The sequence below is a fragment of the Streptomyces sp. NBC_00250 genome (genome assembly GCF_036192275.1).
In the GTDB taxonomy this organism is placed as follows: Bacteria; Actinomycetota; Actinomycetes; order Streptomycetales; family Streptomycetaceae; genus Streptomyces.
Genome location: NZ_CP108088.1, coordinates 2,632,532 through 2,653,321 on the forward strand (window position 1 = coordinate 2,632,532; position 20,790 = coordinate 2,653,321).

Sequence of the window (20,790 nt, forward strand, 5' to 3'; positions counted from 1 at the left end):
GACGCCTGACCTCTGTCCCCTGTCCCTTGACTCCTGACCGAACCACCGAGGAAAGCCCGAGGAGCCCCCGTGGAGACCCTGGCCATCGCCCTGCTCGCCTTCTTCGCGGCGGGCTGGTTCGTCCTCGCCGGGGCGGACATCGGCACCGGCATGCTCACGCCCTGGCTCGGCCGGAGCGACCGCGAGCGGCGTCTCGTCCTCGCCTCCTTCGCCCCCTTCTTCCTCGGCAACGAGGTCTGGCTCGTCGCCACCGCAGGGGTACTCATCGGCTGCTTCCCCGCCCTCGAAGGGGAGCTCCTGAGCGGCCGGCTCCTGGTTCTCGTGGCCCTGCTGACCGGCTGGATCGTCCGGGACGCGGGCCTCTGGTCGCGCGGCCGCGGCCCGGGTCCGCGCTGGCGCGCGGCCTGCGACGCGGCCGTGACCTGCGGGAGCTGGACCGTGGCGCTCTCCTGGGGATGGCTGCTCGCGGCCCTGCTCACCGGGCGGCCGTACGCACCGGCGACCGGCCCCACGGCCGTCCTCACCGCGCTCGCGGTGGCCGCGCTGTTCGCCGCGCACGGGCTCGGCTTCGCCACGCTCCGGCTCACGGGACTGCCGTACGAGCGGGCCCGCCGGCTCGTCGGACGCGCCGGGCGCCCATGGCAGTCGTTCGCGTTCACCGCGGTCCTGATGGCGGGGCTGCCGCTCTGGGCGGGGACCGCGCTCCCGCTGGCCGAGCGGGCGGCCTCCCCCACCACGCTCGGTCTGCTCGTACCCGCCCTGCTGGTCGTCACCCCGTTCCTCGTGGCCGTCCAGGCGTGGATCTGGCACACCTTCCGGCACCGGGTCACCGGGCCGTCGTACCTCTGAGCGGGCGAGTCAGGAATCCTCGGGCCGGCGCTCGGTCTCCTCCGGCTGCGAAGACCCCTCCGCCGGCGAAGACCCCTCCGCCGGCGAGGGCCCCTCCGCCACCGACGGCCCTTCCGCCCGCGAAGGCGACGACCCCTCCGACGGCGTCGACTTCTCCGACCCCGACCCCGACCCCGACCCTGACGCCGACCCCGACTCCACCTCCGCGGCGGCCTCCTTCTTGTGGTGAAGAGCCTTCTGCAACCGGGCCACCACGGCCTCGCCGTACCGCCGGTGCCCGTGCACGCGCGGGTCGTCCGTCACGTCGTACCGCTTCACATAGGCACCGAGGAAGGCCTGGAGGGTGGCGACGGCGGGGATGGCGATCAGCGCGCCGACGACGCCGAGCAGCGCCGTCCCCGCGATGACCGAACCGAAGGCGACCGCCGGGTGGATGTCCACCGTCTTCGACGTGAGCTTCGGCTGGAGCAGGTAGTTCTCGAACTGCTGGTAGATCACGACGAAGCCGAGCACCCACAGCGCGTACCAGGGGTTCACCGTGAAGGCGATCAGCATCGGCAGCGCGCCGGCCAGATAGGTGCCGATGGTCGGGATGAACTGCGAGACCAGACCGACCCACACGGCGAGCGCGGGCGCGTACGGCACGCCGAGGATCTCGAAGAGCACGAAGTGCGCGATGCCCGAGATGAGGGCCATGAGACCGCGCGAGTAGAGGTAGCCGCCGGTCTTGTCGACCGCGATCTCCCAGGCCCGCAGCACCTCGGTCTGCCGGGCGGGCGGCAGGACGGAGCAAAGCGCGCGCCGCAGCCGGGGCCCGTCGGCCGCGAAGTAGAACGAGAACAGGAAGATCGTCAGGAGCCGGAACAGGCCGCCGAGGACGGTGGCGGAGACGTCGAGCACGCCGGACGCGCTGTTCTGCACGTACTTCTGCAGCCAGTCGGAGCTCAGGACGCTGTCCTGGACCTCGACCCGCGACAGGTCCGTGTGGAAGTTCTGGTTGATCCAGTTGATCAGCGAGTCGAGGTACTTGGGAAAGTTCTCGACCATGTCCACGATCTGCCCGGCGAGCATCGACCCGAGGAGGACGACGAAGCCGACGCCGAAGATCAGGACGGCGAAGAAGACGAGGAAGGTGGCGAGGCCCCGGCGCATCCCGCGCGCCGCCATGCGCCCGACCGCCGGTTCGATGGCGAGGGCGAGGAAGAAGGCCAGCAGGATGTTGACGAGGAGGCCGACGAGCTGGTGGAAGGCCCAGTTGCCGAGGAGGAAGACGGCGTAGAGCGCGAGGGCCAGGACGAGCGCGCGGGGCAGCCACCGCGGCATCCGGGCGGGCTGAGCGGCGGGCACGGCCGCTGGGCCGCCACCGTCGCCGCCACCGGCCGACGCCACGGAAGGAGTCGACCCGACCGGGCCGGTCGGTCCAGCCGGGGCCGTCGATCCGGTCGATCCGGTCGAATCTGTCGATGCGGTCAGGTCGGTCGAGTCGGTGTCGTCAGTCGGAGCCACCCCGCCAGTCTCGCGCACCGCACGGACATTCCACCCGGGACCCCGCACATCGCCTTCGGTGGTCCGACGTCACCGCTTGTCGGCGGGTACGTCGACGGCCGCGCAGACGGCCCGCCACACGTCCTTCGCCTCCCAGCCGGAGTCCAGCGCCTCGCGTACCGTCCGCCCCCCGAGCTCGGACATCACATGGTCACGCGCGAAGGACTCGGCGTAGGACGCACCGAAGTGGTCCGCCATCCGTTCCCAGAAAATCGTCAACCGCATGACGCCAGTATCCCGCTCCCAAGAGTGCAGCCCGCTCCGTAGGCCTTGTCACCGCGACTTTCCGCCCTACGGTCGGAGCATGGCCGAAAAACCCCTCTCCTCCCCGCCCGCGACCCCCCTGGCCCGCGCCGAGCGTTTCGTCTGGCTGACGGCCCGTGTCCTCGAACAGCGCCGGTTCGCCTACCACTTCCTGCGCGGTGGCGCGGATCAGGTGGAGACGGCCCTCTCGGCGTACCTCAACGAGGACGGCGGCTTCGGCCACGCGCTCGAACCCGATCTCCGCGGACCGATCAGCCAGCCCCTCCACACCGCGCACGCGCTGCGGGTCCTGGACTCCATCGGCCGCTGCGGCGGGCTGCGCGTGGAGCGGATCTGCCGCTACCTCACGGACGTGTCCACACACGACGGCGCGCTCCCGGCGATCCACCCGTCGCAGCGCGCCTACCCGTCCGCGCCGTTCGTCCCGGTCGTCGACTCCCCGCCGAGCGCACTGCTCACGACCGGCCCGGTGGTCGGGGTGCTGCACCGCAACCAGGTCTGGCACGCGTGGCTGTTCCGGGCCACCGAGTTCTGCTGGTCCGCGGTGGAGGCACTGGAGAAGTCGCATCCGTACGAGGTGCAGGCCGCCGTCGCCTTCCTGGACGGGGCCCCGGACCGCGCGCGTGCCGAGGCCGCCGCCGACCGGCTCGGCCGCATGGTCCGCGAGCAGCGGCTCGCCGTCCTGGACCCGGACCGGGAGAAGGACTACCCGGTGGCGGACGGGTACGCGCCCGGGGAACTGCACTTCCCGCACGACTACGCGCGCGTGCCGGACTCGCTTGCCACCCGCTGGTTCACCGAGGAGGAGATGACACGGTCGCTCGACTGGCTCCAGACCGACCAGCAGGAGGACGGCGGCTGGCCGATCCGCTGGCGCGCCTGGGCCCCCGGGTCGGCCCTGGAGGGGCGCCCGATCGTCACGGTCGAGGCCCTGCGCACCCTGCGCGCCCACGGCCGCCCGGTCGACTGATCCCGAGGACGAGGTGGGCGGGGGCGGGCGTCGGCCGAACCCGTACGGCACGCGGCATCGGGGACCGGCTCACGCGCTCAGGGTCGGGGTCGGAGCCGACGTCGGAGTCGGAGTCGGAGTCGCGCTCAGGGTCGGGGTCGGGGTCCACACGGTCCCGCTTTCACCAGCCCAGCGCGCGTACCCCCGCCGTGACGGCGACGGCCGCACCCACGACGACCAGGAACGGTGCCCGCAGGACGAGCGCGACCGCCGCCGCGGCAAGCCCGGCGGCGCGGGCGTCCAGGACGACGGCGCCGCCCGAGCTGAAGGTCTGCTGCGCGGTGAGCGCGGCGAGCAGAGCGACCGGAAGCAGGGCGGCGAGCCGCTGCACGAGCGGCCGCTCCAGCGCTCCGGCCGGCACGAGCAGGCCGACCAGCTTCACCAGGTAGCACCCGGCGGCGGTCAGGGCGATCGCGATCCACACGTTCATCGGGAGTCCTTCTCTCGTCCGGCGGGGCCCATCCGGCGGCCCTGGAACCAGAGCACCAGGGGCGCGGCGAGGGCCGCAGCGAGGACCGGGACGCCGGCGGGCAGGACGGGCAGCAGCCCGAGGCCCAGCAGGACGGCGATCCCGGCGGTGGCCCGCTCGGTCGTGGACTTCAGCATGGGGGCGAGCAGCGCGAGGAAGACGGCCGGGCCGGCCGCGTCGAGCCCCCAGGCCGCGGTGTCGCCGATGGCCTCGGCGCCGAGCGCCCCGAGCAGGGTGGTGGCGTTCCACAGGACGTACAGCGTGAGTCCGGTGACGGTGAAGCCGATCCTGGCGGCCCGGCGGGTCGGCTGCGCGAGGGAGACGGCCGTGGTCTCGTCGATCACCCAGTGCGCGGCGAACGGCCTGACGGCCTTCGGCACGGCGAGGAGCTGGGAGAGCCGCAGCCCGTAGAAGGCGTTGCGGGTGCCCAGGAAGAAGGCCCCGGCGGCGGCCGTGAACGGATTGCCGCCCGCGGCGAGCGCTCCGACCAGGGCGAACTGCGAGGCGCCGGTGAAGACCAGCAGGCTGAGGACACAGGTCTGGAGGACGCTGAGGCCGGAGCCCGCCGAGGTCACGCCGAAGGCGAAGCCGGAGAGCCCGACGGCGACGCCGACGCCGAGGGCGTCGCGGACGACGGCCGCGTCGGGTTTGGCCGGGGCCGGTGTGCCGTCGCGTATGACGGGGGATGCTGTCTGTTCTGCCACGTCAGGGACGTTACGGCAGCCCCGGCGGCCCGGTCTTGTACGTTCTTGCGGCGGAGCCGGAGGAACGACCCCGCCCCCCTACGAGGACTGCCGCTTCCCCGTACCCCGCGCGCGCTGGTACGCCCCCGGCGGCACACCGACACTGCGGGTGAAGTGCCGGTTGAGGTGCGACTGGTCGGTGAAGCCGACCACCGCGGCCGCCTCCGCCGGCGGCGTCCCCGCGTCGAGCAGCTGTCTGGCCCGCCGTACGCGCGCGTCGGTGAGCCAGGTGTGCGGCGGCATCCCGTACGTGTCCCGGAAGGCCCGGAGGAGGGCGAAGGGGCTGGTGCCCAGGTCGGTGGCGAGCCGCTCCAGGGTGGGCGGCTCGATCATGCGGTCCTCCAGGACGGCACGCGCGCGTACCGCGTTCCTGGCTCCCGCCGAGCGGGGCGGCAGCGGGGTGACGATCCCGCCGTGGCTGCGCAGCATGCGGGCCGTGACCAGCCGGAGCAGGCTGTCGGCCGCGAGCGCGTTGCCCTCCTCGGCGGCCCGGTGGACGCCGACGACGAGCCGGGCGGCGTACGGGTCGTCCACGACGGGCGAGGTGAAGCCGACCGAGCCGCGCAGGGCGAGGGTGTCGGCGGCGATGGACCGGACGATCTCCGCGTCGGGGTAGATCGTCCGGTACGTCCAGCCCTCGGGCACGCCCGCGTGCCCGGTGTGCGGGGTGTCGGGGTTCACCAGGGCGATCTGTCCGGGGCCCGCGTGAACGAGATCGTCTCGGTAGTGGAAGGCCTCGACGCCCTCGGTGATGGCGGCGAAGACGAAGGTCTCGTGGGTGTGCCGGGCGAAGGCCTTCCGAATGTAGTGGGCGTGCAGCAGGTCGACCCCGGGCAGCTCGGAGTACTGCCAGTACCGTGCCCGCTCCCCGTTCGCCATGCCTCCATTCTGCGACAGGGCCCGGAGCGTCGCCGTGCCGCGTACGAGCATCCCGGTCCGGATATCCCCAGGTCCGGGCGGTTGTCAGTGCCGAGGTGCAGGATGGGGGACATGGTCAGGTCCGCGCTCGACTCGTTCTCCCCCGCGACCCGCAGCTGGTTCACCGGGGCCTTCACCGCGCCCACGGCGGCACAGGAGGGCGCCTGGACCGCCATCGGCGCGGGCTCCGACGTGCTCGTCGTCGCTCCGACCGGCTCGGGCAAGACGCTGGCCGCGTTCCTCGCCTCCCTGGACGGGCTGGCCTCCGCACCCCCGCCGGCCGAACCGAAGAAGCGCTGCCGCGTGCTGTACGTGTCGCCGCTGAAGGCCCTCGCCGTGGACGTCGAGCGGAACCTGCGCTCACCGCTGACCGGTATCCGGCAGGAGTCCGTGCGGCTCGGGCTGCCCGAGCCGGACATCCGGGTCGGCATCCGTTCCGGCGACACCCCGCCGGCCGAGCGCCGGTCGCTCGCGACCCGGCCGCCGGACATCCTGATCACCACTCCGGAGTCGCTGTTCCTGATGCTGACCTCCGCAACCCGCGAGGCCCTCGCGGGCGTGGAGACGGTCATCCTGGACGAGGTGCACGCGGTCGCGGGCACGAAGCGGGGCGCGCACCTGGCCCTCTCCCTGGAGCGGCTCGACGAGCTGCTGCCCCGCCCCGCCCGCCGGATCGGTCTGTCGGCGACCGTCCGCCCGGTGGACGAGGTGGCCCGCTATCTGTCGCCGGGGCGCGCGGTGGAGATCGTGCAGCCGCCGTCGGGCAAGGAGTTCGACCTCTCCGTGGTCGTCCCGGTCGAGGACATGGGCGAGCTGGGAGGCTCCCCCGCCTCCGAGGGCAAGGACGGCGGCGACAAGCCGTCGATCTGGCCGCACGTCGAGGAGCGGATCGCCGACCTCGTCCAGGCCCACCGCTCGACGATCGTCTTCGCCAACTCCCGCCGTCTCGCCGAGCGCCTGTGCAACCGGCTCAACGAGATCGCGTACGAGCGCGCGACGGGCGAGCCCCTCCCCGACGGCGCTCCCCCGGCCGAGATCATGGCCCAGTCCGGGGCGGCGCAGGGCGCCCCGCCGCTGCTCGCCCGCGCCCACCACGGCTCGGTGTCGAAGGAGCAGCGCGCCCAGGTGGAGGAGGACCTGAAGGCGGGCCGGCTGCCCGCCGTGGTGGCCACCTCCAGCCTGGAGCTGGGCATCGACATGGGCGCGGTCGACCTGGTCGTGCAGGTCGAGTCGCCGCCCTCGGTGGCCTCCGGGCTCCAGCGCGTGGGCCGCGCCGGCCACCAGGTGGGTGCGGTGTCGACGGGCGTGGTCTTCCCCAAGTACCGGGGCGACCTGGTGCAGGCTGCGGTGGTCACCGAGCGGATGCGTTCGGGCTCGATCGAGTCCATGCGGATCCCCGCAAACCCGCTGGACGTCCTCGCCCAGCAGCTGGTCGCCATCGTCGCGCTCGACACCTGGCAGGTCGACGACCTCCTCGCCCTGGTCCGCCGGGCGGCGCCGTTCGCATCACTGCCCGAATCGGCCTTCACTGGCGTGCTGGACATGCTGGCCGGCCGGTACCCGTCGGACGCCTTCGCCGAGCTGCGTCCGCGCGTGGTCTGGGACCGGGTCGCCGGGACGGTCACGGGACGGCCGGGCGCGCAGCGGCTCGCCGTCACCTCGGGCGGCACCATCCCCGACCGGGGCCTGTTCGGGGTGTTCCTCGTGGGCTCGGACCCCAAGAAGGGCGGGGGCAGGGTCGGCGAGCTCGACGAGGAGATGGTGTACGAGTCGCGGGTCGGCGACGTCTTCACCCTGGGCACCACCTCCTGGCGGATCCAGGACATCACCCGCGACCGGGTGCTCGTCACCCCGGCGCCCGGGGTGCCGGGCAGGCTGCCGTTCTGGAAGGGCGACCAGCTGGGCCGCCCACTCGAACTGGGCCGGGCGGTGGGCGCGTTCCTCCGCGAGGTCGGCGCCCTCGCGGACGACGACGCACGGCTGCGGCTGCTCGCCGCCGGCCTGGACGCCTGGGCCGCGGAGAACGTCCTGGCGTACCTCAAGGAGCAGCGCGAGGCCTGCGGCCACGTGCCGGACGACCGGACGATCCTGGTCGAGCGCTTCCGGGACGAACTCGGGGACTGGCGGGTCGTCATCCACTCCCCGTTCGGTGCCCAGGTGCACGCCCCGTGGGCGCTGGCCCTCGGCGCGCGGCTCGCCGAGCGGTACGGCATGGACGCACAGGTGATGCACGCGGACGACGGCATCGTGCTGCGCCTGCCGGACGCCGACCTGATGGGCCTGGACATGGGCCTGGACCTCCTCGATCACGAACCGGTCGACCCCGGCCGGCACCTCGACACGACGTACGACGCCGACAAGGCGCCCGTCGGCGCGGCCGACGCCCTCTTCGACAAGGGTGAGATCGGGCAGATCGTCACCGACCAGGTGGGCGGCTCCGCGCTCTTCGCGTCCCGCTTCCGCGAGTGCGCCGCGCGCGCCCTGCTGCTCCCCAAGCGCAACCCCGGCAAGCGGACCCCGCTCTGGCAGCAGCGGCAGCGCGCGGCCCAGCTCCTCCAGGTGGCGAGCGAGTTCGGCTCGTTCCCGATCGTCCTGGAGGCCGTCCGCGAATGCCTCCAGGACGTCTTCGACCTCCCGGGCCTGACGGAGCTGATGGGGGACATCGAGGCCCGCCGGGTCCGCCTGGTCGAGGTCACCACCCCCGAGCCGTCCCCCTTCGCCCGCTCGCTGCTCTTCGGCTACGTGGCGCAGTTCCTGTACGAGGGCGACTCCCCGCTCGCCGAGCGGCGAGCGGCCGCTCTCTCGCTGGACTCCCGGCTGCTCGCCGAGCTGCTCGGCCAGGCGGAGCTGCGCGAGCTGCTCGACCCGGAGGTCCTGACCGAGCTGGAGCGGGAGCTCCAATGGCTGACGGACGACCGGCGGATCAAGGACGTGGAGGGCGTCGCCGATCTGCTGCGGGTCCTCGGCCCGCTCACCGACACCGAGCTGGCCGAGCGCGGCGCCGAAACCGCGTGGGCAGCCGAGCTAGGCGCCGCGCGCCGTGCGATCCGGGTGCGGATCGGAGGCCGGGAGCACTGGGCGGCCATCGAGGACGCCGGACGGCTCCGGGACGCCCTGGGCACCGCCCTGCCCGTCGGCGTGCCCGAGGCCTTCACCGAGCCGGTCAAGGACCCGTTGGGCGACCTCCTCGCCCGGTACGCGCGCACGCACGGCCCGTTCACCTCCTCCGGGGCCGCGACCCGCTTCGGTCTCGGAGCGGCCGTCACCGACGGCGCCCTCCAGCGCCTCGCGGCCTCGGGCCGGGTCGTCCAGGGCGAGTTCCACCCCTCCGGCATCGGCCAGGAGTGGTGCGACGCCACCGTCCTGCGCCGGCTGCGACGCCGCTCCCTCGCCGCCCTGCGCCACGAGCTGGAGCCGGTGCCCCCGGCGGCGCTCGCCACCTTCCTGCCCCAGTGGCAGCACCTGGGAAGCAACAGCCTGCGCGGCATCGACGGCCTCGCCCGCGCGATCGAGCAGCTCCAGGGCGCGCCCGTGCCCGCCTCCGCCCTGGAGAAACTGATCCTGCCGTCCCGCGTCGGGGACTACTCTCCGGCGCTCCTCGACGAGCTGACGACCACCGGCGAAGTGGTCTGGGCGGGAGCCGGGTCGCTGCCCGGCAAGGACGGCTGGGTCTCGCTGTACCTCGCGGACGCGGCGCCACTGCTCCTCCCACCGCCGCACCCGCTGGAGCTGTCCGCGCTGCACGAGTCGGTGCTCACGATTTTCTCCGGCGGGTACGGCCTGTTCTTCCGCCAGATCGCCGACCAGGTCCGGGCCACCACTCACCCGGACGCCACCGACCCGCAGCTGGCGGACGCCCTCTGGGACCTGGCCTGGTCCGGCCGGCTGACCAACGACACCGTGGCCCCGCTGCGCTCGCTCCTCGGCTCGGGCCGTACGGCCGGATCCACCGCCCACCGCGCGCGGCGCACGGTCCCGCGCGGCCGCTACGGCACGCTGACCGCGGCCGCCCGCCCCGTCTCCCGCACGGGCCCGCCCACCGTCTCCGGCCGCTGGTCGCTGCTGCCTCCGCCGGAGCCCGAGCCGACCCACCGGGCACACGCCCTGGCCCGCACCCTCCTGGACCGGCACGGCGTGGTCACCCGGGGCGCGGTGGCCGCCGAGGGCGTAGAGGGCGGGTTCTCCGCCACGTACCGGATCCTGGCCGCCTTCGAGGACAGCGGGCAGGCCCGGCGCGGCTATGTGGTGGAGGGCCTCGGCGCGGCCCAGTTCGCGATGGACGGGGCGGTGGACCGCCTCCGGGCCGCCGCGACCGCCCGCGACCGGGGTGCGGAGGCCGCGGCCGGCCCCCGCGCGTTGGTGCTCGCCGCGGCGGACCCGGCGAACGCCTACGGGGCGGCCCTGTCCTGGCCGGAGCCGCCGACGGACGCCGGGCACAAGCCGGGCCGCAAGGCGGGCGCCCTGGTGGTCCTGGTCGACGGCGAACTCACGCTCTACATGGAGCGCGGCGGCAAGACACTCCTGTCCTGGCCGACGGACCCGGACGACCCGACGCTGACGGCCGCGGCGGAAGCCCTGGCCACCTCGGCGAAGTCGGGCACGCTGGGCACGGTGACGGTGGAACGGATCAACGGCACGACGTCCCTGACCTCCCCCCTGGCCGCACCCCTGGAAAAGGCAGGCTTCGTGGCCACCCCAAGGGGCCTCCGCCTCCGCGCATGACCCCCACCCCACCCACCTCCACAATGGAACCGTGCCCGAAGGAGACACCGTCTGGCAGGCCGCCCACCGCCTGCACACCGCACTCGCCGGGCGGGTCCTGACCCGCTCGGACCTCCGGGTGCCCCGCTTCGCCACCGCCGACCTCACCGGCCGGACGCTCCTCGACGTCACCCCGCGCGGCAAGCACCTCCTGGCCCGCATCGAGGGCGGTCTGACGCTCCACTCCCATCTGCGGATGGACGGCGCATGGCGGGTGTACGCCACCGGGGAGCGCCCGCGCGGCGGCCCCGACCACCAGATCCGGGCGATCCTGGGAAACGCCGAGTCCACCGCGTACGGCTACCGGCTCCCGGTCCTGGAGCTGATCCGCACCGCGGACGAGGCGGACGCGGTGGGTCATCTGGGCCCGGACCTGCTGGGCCCCGACTGGGACGCCGAGGAGGCCGTCCGTCGGCTGACCGCGGACCTCGTCCGGCCGCTCGGCGAGGCCCTGCTCGACCAGCGGAACCTGGCGGGCATCGGCAACGTGTACAAGTCGGAGCTGGCGTTCCTGGCGGGCGTCACGCCCTGGCTCCCGGTCGGCGACCTGGCCCCCGGCGTCCCCGCCCGCCTGGTGGCGACCGCGCACCGCCTTCTGGACGCGAACAAGGACCGCCCCGACCGGCGCACCACCACCACACGCCGCCCCGGAACCCCGCTGCACGTCTACGGCCGCGCCGGACACGCCTGCCTCCGCTGCGGCGCCCCGGTCCGCAAAGCGGAACTCGGGGACCGGGTCACGTACTGGTGCCCGGGCTGCCAACGAGGCCCCGACGACAAGACCGCCCCACCCCCACCCGATAATTGACGATCCGTCAGATCCAGTCGTACGGTCCGACCATGACGGACACGGCGAACGAATCGAGCGCAACAAGCCCAACGAGCAAGCCGATCAAGGCGGACAAGGCAAGCGCGGCGAACAAGGCGAACAGGCCGCTCCTCCCCGCCTACGACCTGACCGACCGCACCGCCTTCGTCACCGGCGCCGCGAGCGGCATCGGCCGCGCGACCGCCGTCCTCCTCGCCCAGGCCGGCGCCAGCGTGCACTGCGCGGACCGCGACGAGCACGGCCTCAAGGAGACGGTCACCCTCATCGCCCGCGAGGGAGGCACCGCACACCCGCACACCCTGGACGTCACCGACCGAGCCGCCCTCGCCGCCGCCGTCGGCGCGGCCGGCCCCCTCCACGTCATGGCCGCGGTCGCCGGGATCATGCACACCAGCTCGGTCCTGGAGACCCGCGAGGAGGATCTCGACCGCGTCCTCGCCGTCAATTTCAAGGGCGTTCTCTACGCGTGCCAGGAGGCGGCCCGCTCGATGATCGCCGCCGGCGTCCCCGGTTCGATCGTCACGATGGCATCGGGTGCGATGGACACCGCGAGCCCCGGGCTGCTCTGCTACAGCGTCACCAAGGCGGCCGTCGTCCAGCTGACGAAGACCCTGGCGACGGAGGCCGGACGGCACGGCATCCGGGTCAACGCGGTCGCACCGGGCTGGATCCGCACCCCCATGACGGACCGCCACGAGCCGGCCGCCCAACAGCAGGCGGAGGCCGCGATGATCCGTCACTCACCGCTGGGCCGGGTCGGGGAGGCCCAGGACATCGCCCACGCCGTCCTGCACCTCGCGTCGGACGCCTCCGCGTTCACGACAGGCCAGATCCTGCGCCCCAACGGCGGCGTCGCGATGCCCTGGTGACCCGTCGGACGAGCGCCCCCGGCCGCCCCGACGAGGCCGCCACGTGGACCGGCAGCAGACTCAGCCCCCAGCCACCCGCGGCCACCGCCCCCTCGACCGGCCCGGCGTCGCCCGGCGCCAGGAGCAGGCGCAGCACAGCCCACCACCAGAGCCCCCCGGCCACCAGCCCGATCGCGACCAGCGCGAGCGTCGCCGGCGGCACACGTCGCCGTACCATGGCCGCCTCCTGCCGTCGACGCTAGACCGGCAGGATCACCCTGCGGGAGGGCGCACCGGAGGCAAACCCGGCGCACACGGCCCAGTCGTACGTCCCCCCACCATGGCACGTGACACGTGAACCCGGCATCTCCAGCAATTGGGCCAATACCGGGAAACCATCCCTGATCAAGGGAAAAGCCCCGGTCGGTGCCCCTCAGGGAGGCACCGACCGGGGCTTGACCCCACTTCGTTTCACGCAGCGACACATTCGGCCGCCGGGCGACGACTCAGGCGGCGACGACGTCGACCGCTTCCGCGGGCGCCTTGATGGTCACCCGCCCGGTGGACACACCGGCCACCGACGTCACCGACACCGAATTGAGCATCGGGCGTACCGGCGTCGGCACCGGTTCGCTCGCCGCTGCCGACTCGGCCAGTTCGGCCAGTGACAGCTCGTCGCTCACTTCACGCATGAGCTCGGACATCCGTACGTCCAGCGCGTCGCAGATCGCGGAGAGCAGCTCGGAGGAAGCCTCCTTCTGCCCCCGCTCCACCTCGGAGAGATAGCCGAGCGAGACTCGGGCGGACGAGGAGACTTCGCGCAGAGTACGGCCTTGGCGCTGGCGCTGCCGACGCAGCACGTCACCCAACAGGCGACGGAGCAGAATCATCGGTGGCTCCCTCCTCGGACCGCGTAGCCGCATCCTTCACGCCCCACCGTACCGCCTCGCGCTGCGGCCGTGCGGGGAGCGATGTCGTGTTCACTCAGGGCTGCAAACATCAATTCCCCCCGTTGTGTTCCGTATCCTGTGCCCGCGCATTTCCCGAGAGTTCCTCATGGAGCAGTTCCAGCACGCTCCGTACGCTCTCTCTACGGATGTCCGCGCGGTCGCCGTTCAACCTCAACGAGACCACTTTCCCGGCGCGGGCGCCGGTCGCGGCAGGTCCCGCGACCGCCACGTAGACGGTGCCGACCGGCTGTCCGTCCTGCGGATCGGGCCCTGCGACCCCGGTCGTCGAGATCCCCCAGTCGGCGCCGAGCCGGGCCCGTACACCGGCCGCCATCTGCAGCGCGACCTCGGGATCCACCGCTCCGCGCTCGGCGAGCAGGGCCGCGTCGACACCCAGCAGCTCCTGCTTGAGGGCCGTGGCGTAGGCCGTGACGGACCCCCGGAAGGAGGCCGAGGCACCGGGCACTCCGGTGAGCTCCGCGGCCACCAGACCACCCGTGAGCGACTCCGCGGCGGCCAGCGTGTGACCACGCTCCGCAAGCAGTGCCAGCACCCGGGCGGCCCCGTTCATCGCGTCGCCGCCTCCGACCGCGCGGCCGCCCGCTCGGCGGCGAGCCCCTTGCGGCGCAGCACGACCGCCTGCCGTACGTAGTCCAGACCGGTGACGACCGTCAGCACGACGGCCACCGCCATCACCCAGAAGCGCAGGGTGGCCAGCGGTCCGGTGAGCATCAGCACGTACATGCCGACCGCCGTGCCCTGGGCCAGCGTCTTCATCTTGCCGCCGCGGCTGGCCGGGATGACCCCGTGCCTGATCACCCAGAACCGCATCAGGGTGATCCCCAGCTCGCGGGCCAGGATGACTCCGGTGACCCACCAGGGCAGGTCGCCGAGCGCGGACAGCGAGATGAGTCCGGCCGCCATGATCGCCTTGTCGGCAATCGGGTCGGCGATCTTCCCGAAGTCCGTGACGAGGTTGTACGTCCGGGCGAGGTGGCCGTCGAAGACGTCCGTGATCATGGCGACGGCGAACGCCGCCCAGGCCCACGCGCGCCATGCGGGGTCGTGACCGCCGTCCTGGAGGAGCAGCAGCACGAAGCCCGGCACGAGCACGAGCCGGATCATGGTCAGGATGTTGGCGATGTTCCACAGGCTGGCCTGGTTGACGGCCGCCGTGCCCAGCTTGCCGCGGGGCGCCGGCCTACCGGTCCCGCCCGTCGCGGATGCCGGGACTCCGGTCATCTGCCTGCCTCCTCGAAAAGACACTCGGCCACCAGGTCGACGCCCTCCGTGCCGACGACCTTCGCCATGACCATACGGCCCGGAGCCAGGTCGGGGCTCGTACCGCCGGCCGTGGTGAGGACGACCTGGCCGTCGGTCTCGGGCGCCTGGTGGGCGGCGCGGCCGATCACGCCGTCCTCGTCGTCCACGGACTCGACCAGTACTTCAAGGGTCTCTCCGATCCGCTCCTCCGCGCGCTGGGCGGTGAGCTCCTCGGCGAGCCGGGAGAGGTGGGCGAGGCGCGCGTCGACGACGTCCTGGTCGAGCTTGTGCTCGTACGTGGCGGCCTCGGTGCCGTCCTCGTCGGAGTAGCCGAAGACGCCGATGGCGTCGAGCCGCGCGTGGGTGACGAAGCGTTCCAGCTCGGCGAAGTCGGCCTCGGTCTCGCCGGGGAAGCCGACGATGAAGTTGGAGCGGGCGCCGGCCGTCGGAGCCTTGGCGCGGATGGTCTCCAGGAGCTCCAGGAAGCGGTCGGTGTCGCCGAAGCGACGCATCGCCCGCAGCACGTCGGGGGCGCTGTGCTGGAAGGACAGGTCGAAGTACGGCACGACCTTCTCGGTCGACGTCAGGACGTCGATCAGGCCGGGGCGCATCTCGGCGGGCTGGAGGTAGCTGACGCGGACGCGCTCGATGCCGTCGACCGCGGCGAGCTCGGGCAGCAGGCTCTCCAGGAGCCGGATGTCGCCGAGGTCCTTGCCGTAGGAGGTGTTGTTCTCGGAGACCAGCATGACCTCCTTCACCCCCTGCTCGGCGAGCCAGCGCGTCTCGTTGAGCACGTCCGAGGGACGGCGCGAGACGAAGGAGCCGCGGAAGGAGGGGATGGCACAGAAGGAGCAGCGCCGGTCGCAGCCGGAGGCCAGCTTCACGGAGGCGACGGGGCTGGTGTCCAGGCGCCGGCGGAGCGGGGCGCGCGGCCCGGAGGCGGGCGCGAGACCGTCGGGCAGGTCGCTCGGCACACCCTCGGGCGCGACGGCGGGGGCGGGGGCGTCCACGACGCCGTGGCCCGGGAGGGCCACCGTGGCGGCGGCCTCCTGGCGCTCGACGGGCGAGAGCGGCAGCAGCTTGCGCCGGTCACGCGGGGTGTGCGCCTCGACACTGCCACCGCTGAGGATGGTCTGGAGGCGGTTGGAGATGTCGGAGTAGTCGTCGAAGCCGAGGACGCCGTCGGCCTCCGGGAGGGCTTCGGCGAGTTCCTTGCCGTACCGCTCGGCCATACAGCCGACGGCGACCACGGCCTGGGTGCGGCCGTGGTCCTTCAGATCATTGGCTTCGAGGAGGGCGTCGACGGAGTCCTTCTTGGCGGCTTCGACGAATCCACAGGTGTTGACGACGGCGACATCCGCGTCCTCGGCGTTCTCGACGAGCTCCCAGCCGTCCGCTGCCAAGCGGCCTGCGAGCTCCTCCGAGTCCACCTCGTTACGGGCGCAGCCAAGAGTGACAAGGGCGACGGTACGGCGTTCGGGCATGAGCTCAAGACTACTTCGTCCCGGCCGTTCCCCCGTCGCGCAGGGTTCACCTGCGCGACAGAGGTCACATCACGGGCCCTGACGCGGGCCGTACCACGGGCTCATCCGGCCTCGGGGTCGCCCTTGGTGTAGGTCAGCCGCTCGACCTGGCCGGATTCGAACTTGTCGGCGACCTTCTTGCCGTTCACGTAGAGCTCGACGGCGCCGGCGTTGCCGAGGACCAGATCGACGCGCTCGTCGTCCTGGAAGGTCTTGGACTCGCCCTCCATGAGGAGACCGTCGAAGAGGAGCTTGCCGTCGGCGGCCTTGGCCGAGATCCAGCTCTTGCCGTCGGTGGCGGTCATCTTCACCGTCACCTTGTCCTGCGGGACGGCGGCGATCGCACTCTCGGTGGGCTTCGGGGCGACGGGCTTGACCGGCTTCGGCTTGGCGGCCGAGGTCGCCTTCTCCGGCGCGGGCGCCGGACCGCCGTCGGCGGTGGTGGTGCCCTTGGGTCCGTCGTTGCCGTTGAACATCGTGAAGCCGACGAAACCGACGACGGCGACGATGGCCGCGACCATCGCGGCGGTCCAGTTGGGCCGGCGCGGCTCGGGGCGGATGCGTTCCGCCTCGAACAGCGGGGCGGCGGGGGTGGGCGCGGGACGACCACCGTGCTCTGCGTCGTACTGCTCGATCAGCTGGGCCGGATCGAGACCGACGGCACGCGCGAGCGTGCGGATGTGGCCGCGGGCGTAGACGTCGCCGCCGCAGCGGGAGAAGTCGTCCTCCTCGATCGCGTGAACGATCGGAATCCGGACACGGGTGGAGGCACTGACCTCTTCGACGGTGAGACCGGCGGCGATGCGGGTCTGCTGGAGAGCGCGACCGATCGAGTCCCGGTCGTCTGCCGGGAAGATCCGGTCGTCTTCGGGGGAGTTGCCGATGGACACGAGAGCGCCTTTCGAGCGTGTAGCCACCTGCTGGACGTTCAGTCTATGGGTGGTACGAAAGGGTGGGGCAACCGGGCGGGTGCTGTTTGTACGCCATGAGGCTGGGACATCCTTCTGTCCCTCCGCTCAACTTGACGTACGGCCAGGGGAAACGGTTGCCCTCCGTTCCCTTACGAGTGAGTCTCGGCCCGGTCTCGATCGTGTACCCCGCTCCCCGGCCGCTACTCCGACCGGTCCCCGCTCACGCCCTCCGGACCCCTGGGCCCCTAGGCCTCCGACTCCCCCCGGATCACGGCGAGCACGCCGTCCAGCTCGTCGGGCTTGACCAGTACGTCCCGCGCCTTGGACCCCTCACTAGGTCCGACGATGTTCCGTGACTCCATCAGGTCCATCAGCCGTCCGGCCTTGGCGAAGCCGACGCGGAGTTTGCGCTGGAGCATGGATGTGGAGCCGAACTGTGTGGAGACGACCAGTTCGGCCGCCTGGCACAGCAGGTCGAGGTCGTCGCCGATGTCCTCGTCGATCTCCTTCTTCTGCCGGGTGGCGACGGTGACGTCCTCCCGGAAGACCGGGGTCATCTGGTCCTTGCAGTGCTGCACGACGGCCGCGACCTCGGCCTCGGTGACGAACGCGCCCTGCATGCGGACGGGCTTGTTGGCACCCATCGGCAGGAACAGTCCGTCACCCTTTCCGATGAGCTTCTCGGCGCCCGGCTGGTCCAGGATGACGCGGCTGTCGGCGAGGGAGGAGGTCGCGAAGGCGAGCCGGGAGGGCACGTTGGCCTTGATGAGACCGGTGACGACGTCCACCGACGGCCGCTGGGTGGCGAGCACGAGGTGGATGCCGGCGGCCCGCGCGAGCTGCGTGATGCGCACGATCGAGTCCTCGACGTCCCGGGGCGCGACCATCATCAGGTCGGCGAGCTCGTCGACGATGACCAGCAGGTACGGGTACGTCTGGAGCTCCCGCTCGCTGCCCTCGGGCAGCTTGATCTTCCCGTCCCGGATGGCCTGGTTGAAGTCGTCGATGTGCCGGTAGCCGAACGCCGCCAGATCGTCGTAGCGCAGGTCCATCTCCTTCACCACCCACTGCAGGGCCTCGGCGGCCCGCTTCGGGTTGGTGATGATCGGGGTGATCAGGTGCGGGATGCCCTCGTAGGCGGTGAGCTCGACCCGCTTGGGGTCGACCAGGACCATCCGGACGTCCTCGGGAGTCGCTCTTATCATGATCGAAGTGATCAGGCAGTTGATGCAGGAGGACTTGCCGGAGCCGGTGGCACCGGCGACCAGGACGTGCGGCATCTTCGCCAGGTTGGCCATCTCGTAGCCGCCCTCGACGTTCTTGCCGAGCGCCACCAGCATCGGGTGGTCGTCCTCGGCCGCGGCCGCGAGCCGCAGCACGTCGCCGAGGTTGACCATCTCCCGGTCGCTGTTGGGGATCTCGATGCCGACCGCGGACTTGCCCGGGATCGGCGAGATGATCCGCACGTCCGGCGAGGCCACGGCATACGCGATGTTCTTGGTCAGCGCCGTGATCTTCTCGACCTTCACCGCGGGCCCGAGCTCGACCTCGTACCGCGTGACCGTCGGCCCCCGGGTGAAACCGGTGACCGCCGCGTCGACCTTGAACTCGCTGAAGACGTTGGAGAGCGAATCCACCACGGCGTCATTGGCGGCACTACGCGTCTTGCCCGGCCCACCCCGCTCCAGCAGATCCAGCGACGGCAGCGCGTACGTGATGTCCCCGGACAGCTGAAGCTGCTCGGCCCGGGGCGGCAGATCGGTCGGCTCGGGCGCCGGCTTGGTCAGATCCGGTACGCCTCCGCCGGGCCGCTGGCCCCCACCACGGGCCGGCGGTACGGGAGCGGCCGGAGCCCCCGTTTCGGCGGCCTCGGCGGCGGCCTTCGCGGCGGCGGCGTCCACGGCGGCCTTGCGGTCGGCGGTGACGTCCCTGGTGAGGTCGGCGACGATCGGGGAGGGCGGCATGCCGTTGAGGACCGCGCCGTCGAGTGCGGCGGCCGCGGCCGCGGCGACGTCGACCGGGTCGAGGCCGTGGTCGAAGGCGGACCGCTCGGCCGGCGGGCGCGCCAGGCGGCTGCGCCGTTCGAGCATCTCGGCCTCGGCGCGGTCCACGTCGTACGGATCCGCCGGGCCGCGGCGTCGCACGGGCCGGGCGGTGCGGGACTGCGGCCGGGCCTCCCGCCACTCCTCGTCGTACCCCTCGTACTCCTCGGAGGGGGCCCCGTGGGCCTCGGCCTCCGCCGGGTCGTACGCGGGTTCGACGATGCCGAGCTTGGCGCCGAGGGCGCGCAGCCGCTGCGGGATCGCGTTGACCGGGGTGGCGGTGACGACGAGCAGCCCGAAGATCGTGAGCAGGACCAGCATCGGGACGGCGAGGACCTCGCCCATCATGAAGACGAGCGGCTGGGACGCGGCCCAGCCGACGAGACCGCCCGCGTCCTGCATGGCCGCGCTGCCGTCGCCGCGGCCCGGCGAGCCGACCGCGATGTGCACCTGGCCGAGGATTCCGATGACGAGGGCGGAGAGACCGATGCTGATCCGGCCGTTGGCCTCGGGCTTCTCCGGGTACAGGATGAGCCGGATGGCGATCGCGCCGAGGAGCAGCGGTACGAGCAGGTCGAGGCGGCCGAAGGCGCCGGTCACCAGCATCTCGACGAGGTCGCCGACGGGGCCGCGGAGGTTGGACCAGGTGCCCGCGGCGACGATGAGCGCGAGGCCGAGGAGCAGCAGCGCGAGCCCGTCCTTGCGGTGGGCCGGATCGAGGCCCTTGGCGCCACGCCCTATCCCCCGGAACATCGCCCCCACCGCGTGGGCGAGGCCGAGCCAGGCGCCGCGCGCGAGCCGGTAGATGCCCCCGGTGGGCGACGGCGCGGGCCGGGGGGCGGGCTTCTTCGCCGCCGTCTTCCGCGCGGGCGCGCGCTTCGCGGGCGCCGCCTTCTTGGCCGGTGCCTTCTTCGCGGGCGGCTTGGCGGGTGCCTTCGCCTGGGACTTCGCGGGTGCCGCTTTCTTCGCGGCGCCCGTCGTACGGCCGGCGCGCGGCTTTGCGGTGCCCGCCGTGCTCTGGGAACCCTTGCCGGACGTACGTGAAGCCATGATGCCGAGGTTACCGTTGTGAAGACCGGCTGTCCGCCTCACCCGTTCGTGTCGCCCCTACCCGGGCGCGATGCTGACGCCGCCTCACGCCTGCCTCCGCCGGATCGCGGCGGTCCGGAACAGGCGGTGACGGTGCGTCAGCTCTGGGCCGGCAGTGTCGGCGCGGCGCCCGTGCCCGGCTCCAGCGCGTCCAGCGCCCGGCGCAGACCGGTGAGCTTGCGCTCCAGATGCGCGGCGGTGGCGACGGCGGCCGCGTCGGCGGAGTCGTCGTCGAGCTGCTTGGACAGCGCCTCCGCCTGCTCCTCGACGGCCGCGAGACGGGCCGACAGCTCGGCGAGCAGACCGGCGGCCTCCTTGCCGTGACCGGCCTCGCCGCCGCCCTCCAACTGCAGCCGCAGCAGGGCGGCCTGCTCGCGCAGCTTGCAGTTCTTCATGTACAGCTCGACGAAGACGGAGACCTTGGCGCGCAGCACCCACGGGTCGAACGGCTTCGAGATGTAGTCGACCGCCCCGGCCGCGTACCCACGGAAGGTGTGGTGGGGGCCGTGGTTGATGGCGGTGAGGAAGATGATCGGGATGTCCCGGGTCCGCTCCCGCCGCTTGATGTGGGCGGCGGTCTCGAAACCGTCCATCCCCGGCATCTGGACGTCCAGCAGGATGACCGCGAAGTCGTCCGTCAACAGCGCCTTGAGCGCTTCCTCCCCGGACGATGCCCGCACCAGCGTCTGATCGAGCGCGGAGAGAATGGCCTCCAGCGCCAGCAGATTCTCCGGCCGGTCATCGACCAGGAGGATCTTGGCCTTCTGCACCATGCCC

18 protein-coding genes are annotated in these 20,790 nt (G+C 72.5%); 5 read left to right on the plus strand and 13 right to left on the minus strand.

Features of this window, described 5'->3' with window-relative positions; translation table 11 throughout:
- The first annotated feature begins 69 nt into the window (after positions 1-69).
- On the plus strand, positions 70-849 hold the full coding sequence (locus OG259_RS11705) for a cytochrome d ubiquinol oxidase subunit II (protein ID WP_328942230.1): 780 nt from the start codon (positions 70-72) through the stop codon (positions 847-849).
- 9 nt (positions 850-858) lie between these two features.
- On the opposite strand, the gene OG259_RS11710 is transcribed toward OG259_RS11705, so the two are convergent.
- Together OG259_RS11710 and OG259_RS11715 are read right to left on the minus strand one after the other, a co-directional pair.
- Entirely contained in the window at positions 859-2,172 is a 1,314-nt protein-coding gene (locus tag OG259_RS11710) for an AI-2E family transporter (RefSeq protein ID WP_328947060.1), read from the minus strand.
- Between the two features lie 252 nt (positions 2,173-2,424).
- Positions 2,425-2,619 carry a DUF3046 domain-containing protein gene (locus OG259_RS11715; RefSeq protein ID WP_266897376.1) on the minus strand — a complete coding sequence of 65 codons (195 nt, stop codon included), beginning with the start codon at positions 2,617-2,619 and terminating at the stop codon, positions 2,425-2,427.
- 79 nt (positions 2,620-2,698) lie between these two features.
- On the opposite strand from OG259_RS11715, the gene OG259_RS11720 reads away from it, so the two are divergent.
- On the plus strand, positions 2,699-3,628 hold the full coding sequence (locus tag OG259_RS11720; RefSeq protein WP_328942231.1) for a hypothetical protein: 930 nt from the start codon (positions 2,699-2,701) through the stop codon (positions 3,626-3,628).
- Between the two features lie 160 nt (positions 3,629-3,788).
- Here the strand turns inward: OG259_RS11720 and OG259_RS11725 are convergent, their stop codons facing one another.
- The 3 genes from OG259_RS11725 to OG259_RS11735 form a co-directional block, all read right to left on the minus strand.
- Positions 3,789-4,097, minus strand: a complete 309-nt coding sequence (locus OG259_RS11725) for an AzlD domain-containing protein (protein WP_328942232.1) — start codon at positions 4,095-4,097, stop codon at positions 3,789-3,791.
- Positions 4,094-4,840, minus strand: a complete 747-nt coding sequence (locus OG259_RS11730; protein WP_266897373.1) for an AzlC family ABC transporter permease — start codon at positions 4,838-4,840, stop codon at positions 4,094-4,096. Before OG259_RS11730 ends, OG259_RS11725 begins: the two co-directional genes overlap by 4 nt.
- A 78-nt stretch (positions 4,841-4,918) precedes the next feature.
- Positions 4,919-5,758 carry an AraC family transcriptional regulator gene (locus tag OG259_RS11735; protein ID WP_328942233.1) on the minus strand — a complete coding sequence of 280 codons (840 nt, stop codon included), beginning with the start codon at positions 5,756-5,758 and terminating at the stop codon, positions 4,919-4,921.
- A 111-nt stretch (positions 5,759-5,869) separates the two neighbouring features.
- On the opposite strand from OG259_RS11735, the gene OG259_RS11740 reads away from it, so the two are divergent.
- The 3 genes from OG259_RS11740 to OG259_RS11750 are packed head-to-tail and all read left to right on the plus strand — an operon-like array spanning position 5,870 to position 12,256.
- Positions 5,870-10,519, plus strand: a complete 4,650-nt coding sequence (locus OG259_RS11740; protein ID WP_328942234.1) for an Lhr family ATP-dependent helicase — start codon at positions 5,870-5,872, stop codon at positions 10,517-10,519.
- A 31-nt stretch (positions 10,520-10,550) separates the two neighbouring features.
- Complete coding sequence (locus OG259_RS11745; RefSeq protein WP_328942235.1) at positions 10,551-11,366, plus strand: DNA-formamidopyrimidine glycosylase family protein; 816 nt, start codon at positions 10,551-10,553, stop codon at positions 11,364-11,366.
- Positions 11,363-12,256 (plus strand): SDR family NAD(P)-dependent oxidoreductase, encoded by an 894-nt coding sequence (locus OG259_RS11750; protein ID WP_443051948.1) that lies wholly within the window; start codon positions 11,363-11,365, stop codon positions 12,254-12,256. The genes OG259_RS11745 and OG259_RS11750 overlap by 4 nt, the downstream gene beginning before the upstream one ends.
- Here the strand turns inward: OG259_RS11750 and OG259_RS11755 are convergent.
- The 8 genes from OG259_RS11755 to OG259_RS11790 form a co-directional block, all read right to left on the minus strand.
- Complete coding sequence (locus OG259_RS11755) at positions 12,204-12,473, minus strand: hypothetical protein (protein ID WP_328942237.1); 270 nt, start codon at positions 12,471-12,473, stop codon at positions 12,204-12,206. The genes OG259_RS11750 and OG259_RS11755 overlap by 53 nt on opposite strands.
- Positions 12,474-12,741: 268 nt before the next feature.
- Entirely contained in the window at positions 12,742-13,125 is a 384-nt protein-coding gene (locus OG259_RS11760) for a helix-turn-helix domain-containing protein (RefSeq protein ID WP_056648474.1), read from the minus strand.
- A 109-nt stretch (positions 13,126-13,234) separates the two neighbouring features.
- Positions 13,235-13,756 (minus strand): CinA family protein, encoded by a 522-nt coding sequence (locus tag OG259_RS11765; protein WP_266897368.1) that lies wholly within the window; start codon positions 13,754-13,756, stop codon positions 13,235-13,237.
- Positions 13,753-14,427: a CDP-diacylglycerol--glycerol-3-phosphate 3-phosphatidyltransferase gene (gene pgsA / locus OG259_RS11770; RefSeq protein WP_328942238.1), complete on the minus strand. Its 675-nt coding sequence runs from the start codon at positions 14,425-14,427 to the stop codon at positions 13,753-13,755. The genes OG259_RS11765 and pgsA overlap by 4 nt, the downstream gene beginning before the upstream one ends.
- Positions 14,424-15,932: a 30S ribosomal protein S12 methylthiotransferase RimO gene (rimO, locus tag OG259_RS11775; RefSeq protein ID WP_328942239.1), complete on the minus strand. Its 1,509-nt coding sequence runs from the start codon at positions 15,930-15,932 to the stop codon at positions 14,424-14,426. The genes pgsA and rimO overlap by 4 nt, the downstream gene beginning before the upstream one ends.
- Before the next feature lie 101 nt (positions 15,933-16,033).
- Positions 16,034-16,861: a helix-turn-helix domain-containing protein gene (locus OG259_RS11780; protein ID WP_328942240.1), complete on the minus strand. Its 828-nt coding sequence runs from the start codon at positions 16,859-16,861 to the stop codon at positions 16,034-16,036.
- A 266-nt stretch (positions 16,862-17,127) separates the two neighbouring features.
- Positions 17,128-19,974: a DNA translocase FtsK gene (locus OG259_RS11785; protein ID WP_328942241.1), complete on the minus strand. Its 2,847-nt coding sequence runs from the start codon at positions 19,972-19,974 to the stop codon at positions 17,128-17,130.
- Between the two features lie 137 nt (positions 19,975-20,111).
- Positions 20,112-20,786: a response regulator gene (locus OG259_RS11790; protein ID WP_266897363.1), complete on the minus strand. Its 675-nt coding sequence runs from the start codon at positions 20,784-20,786 to the stop codon at positions 20,112-20,114.
- Positions 20,787-20,790 lie beyond the last annotated feature (4 nt).

Bases quoted from the DNA above. Each gene is read 5' to 3' on its own strand.
- OG259_RS11710 (WP_328947060.1), bottom strand. From the start codon at position 2,172: ATGCCGCGGTGGCTGCCCCGCGCGCTCGTCCTGGCCCTCGCGCTCTAC.
- OG259_RS11715 (WP_266897376.1), bottom strand. From the start codon at position 2,619: ATGCGGTTGACGATTTTCTGGGAACGGATGGCGGACCACTTCGGTGCG.
- OG259_RS11720 (WP_328942231.1), top strand. From the start codon at position 2,699: ATGGCCGAAAAACCCCTCTCCTCCCCGCCCGCGACCCCCCTGGCCCGC.
- OG259_RS11725 (WP_328942232.1), bottom strand. From the start codon at position 4,097: ATGAACGTGTGGATCGCGATCGCCCTGACCGCCGCCGGGTGCTACCTG.
- OG259_RS11735 (WP_328942233.1), bottom strand. From the start codon at position 5,758: ATGGCGAACGGGGAGCGGGCACGGTACTGGCAGTACTCCGAGCTGCCC.
- OG259_RS11740 (WP_328942234.1), top strand. From the start codon at position 5,870: ATGGTCAGGTCCGCGCTCGACTCGTTCTCCCCCGCGACCCGCAGCTGG.
- OG259_RS11755 (WP_328942237.1), bottom strand. From the start codon at position 12,473: ATGGTACGGCGACGTGTGCCGCCGGCGACGCTCGCGCTGGTCGCGATC.
- OG259_RS11760 (WP_056648474.1), bottom strand. From the start codon at position 13,125: ATGATTCTGCTCCGTCGCCTGTTGGGTGACGTGCTGCGTCGGCAGCGC.
- OG259_RS11765 (WP_266897368.1), bottom strand. From the start codon at position 13,756: ATGAACGGGGCCGCCCGGGTGCTGGCACTGCTTGCGGAGCGTGGTCAC.
- pgsA (WP_328942238.1), bottom strand. From the start codon at position 14,427: ATGACCGGAGTCCCGGCATCCGCGACGGGCGGGACCGGTAGGCCGGCG.
- rimO (WP_328942239.1), bottom strand. From the start codon at position 15,932: ATGCCCGAACGCCGTACCGTCGCCCTTGTCACTCTTGGCTGCGCCCGT.
- OG259_RS11785 (WP_328942241.1), bottom strand. From the start codon at position 19,974: ATGGCTTCACGTACGTCCGGCAAGGGTTCCCAGAGCACGGCGGGCACC.
- OG259_RS11790 (WP_266897363.1), bottom strand. From the start codon at position 20,786: ATGGTGCAGAAGGCCAAGATCCTCCTGGTCGATGACCGGCCGGAGAAT.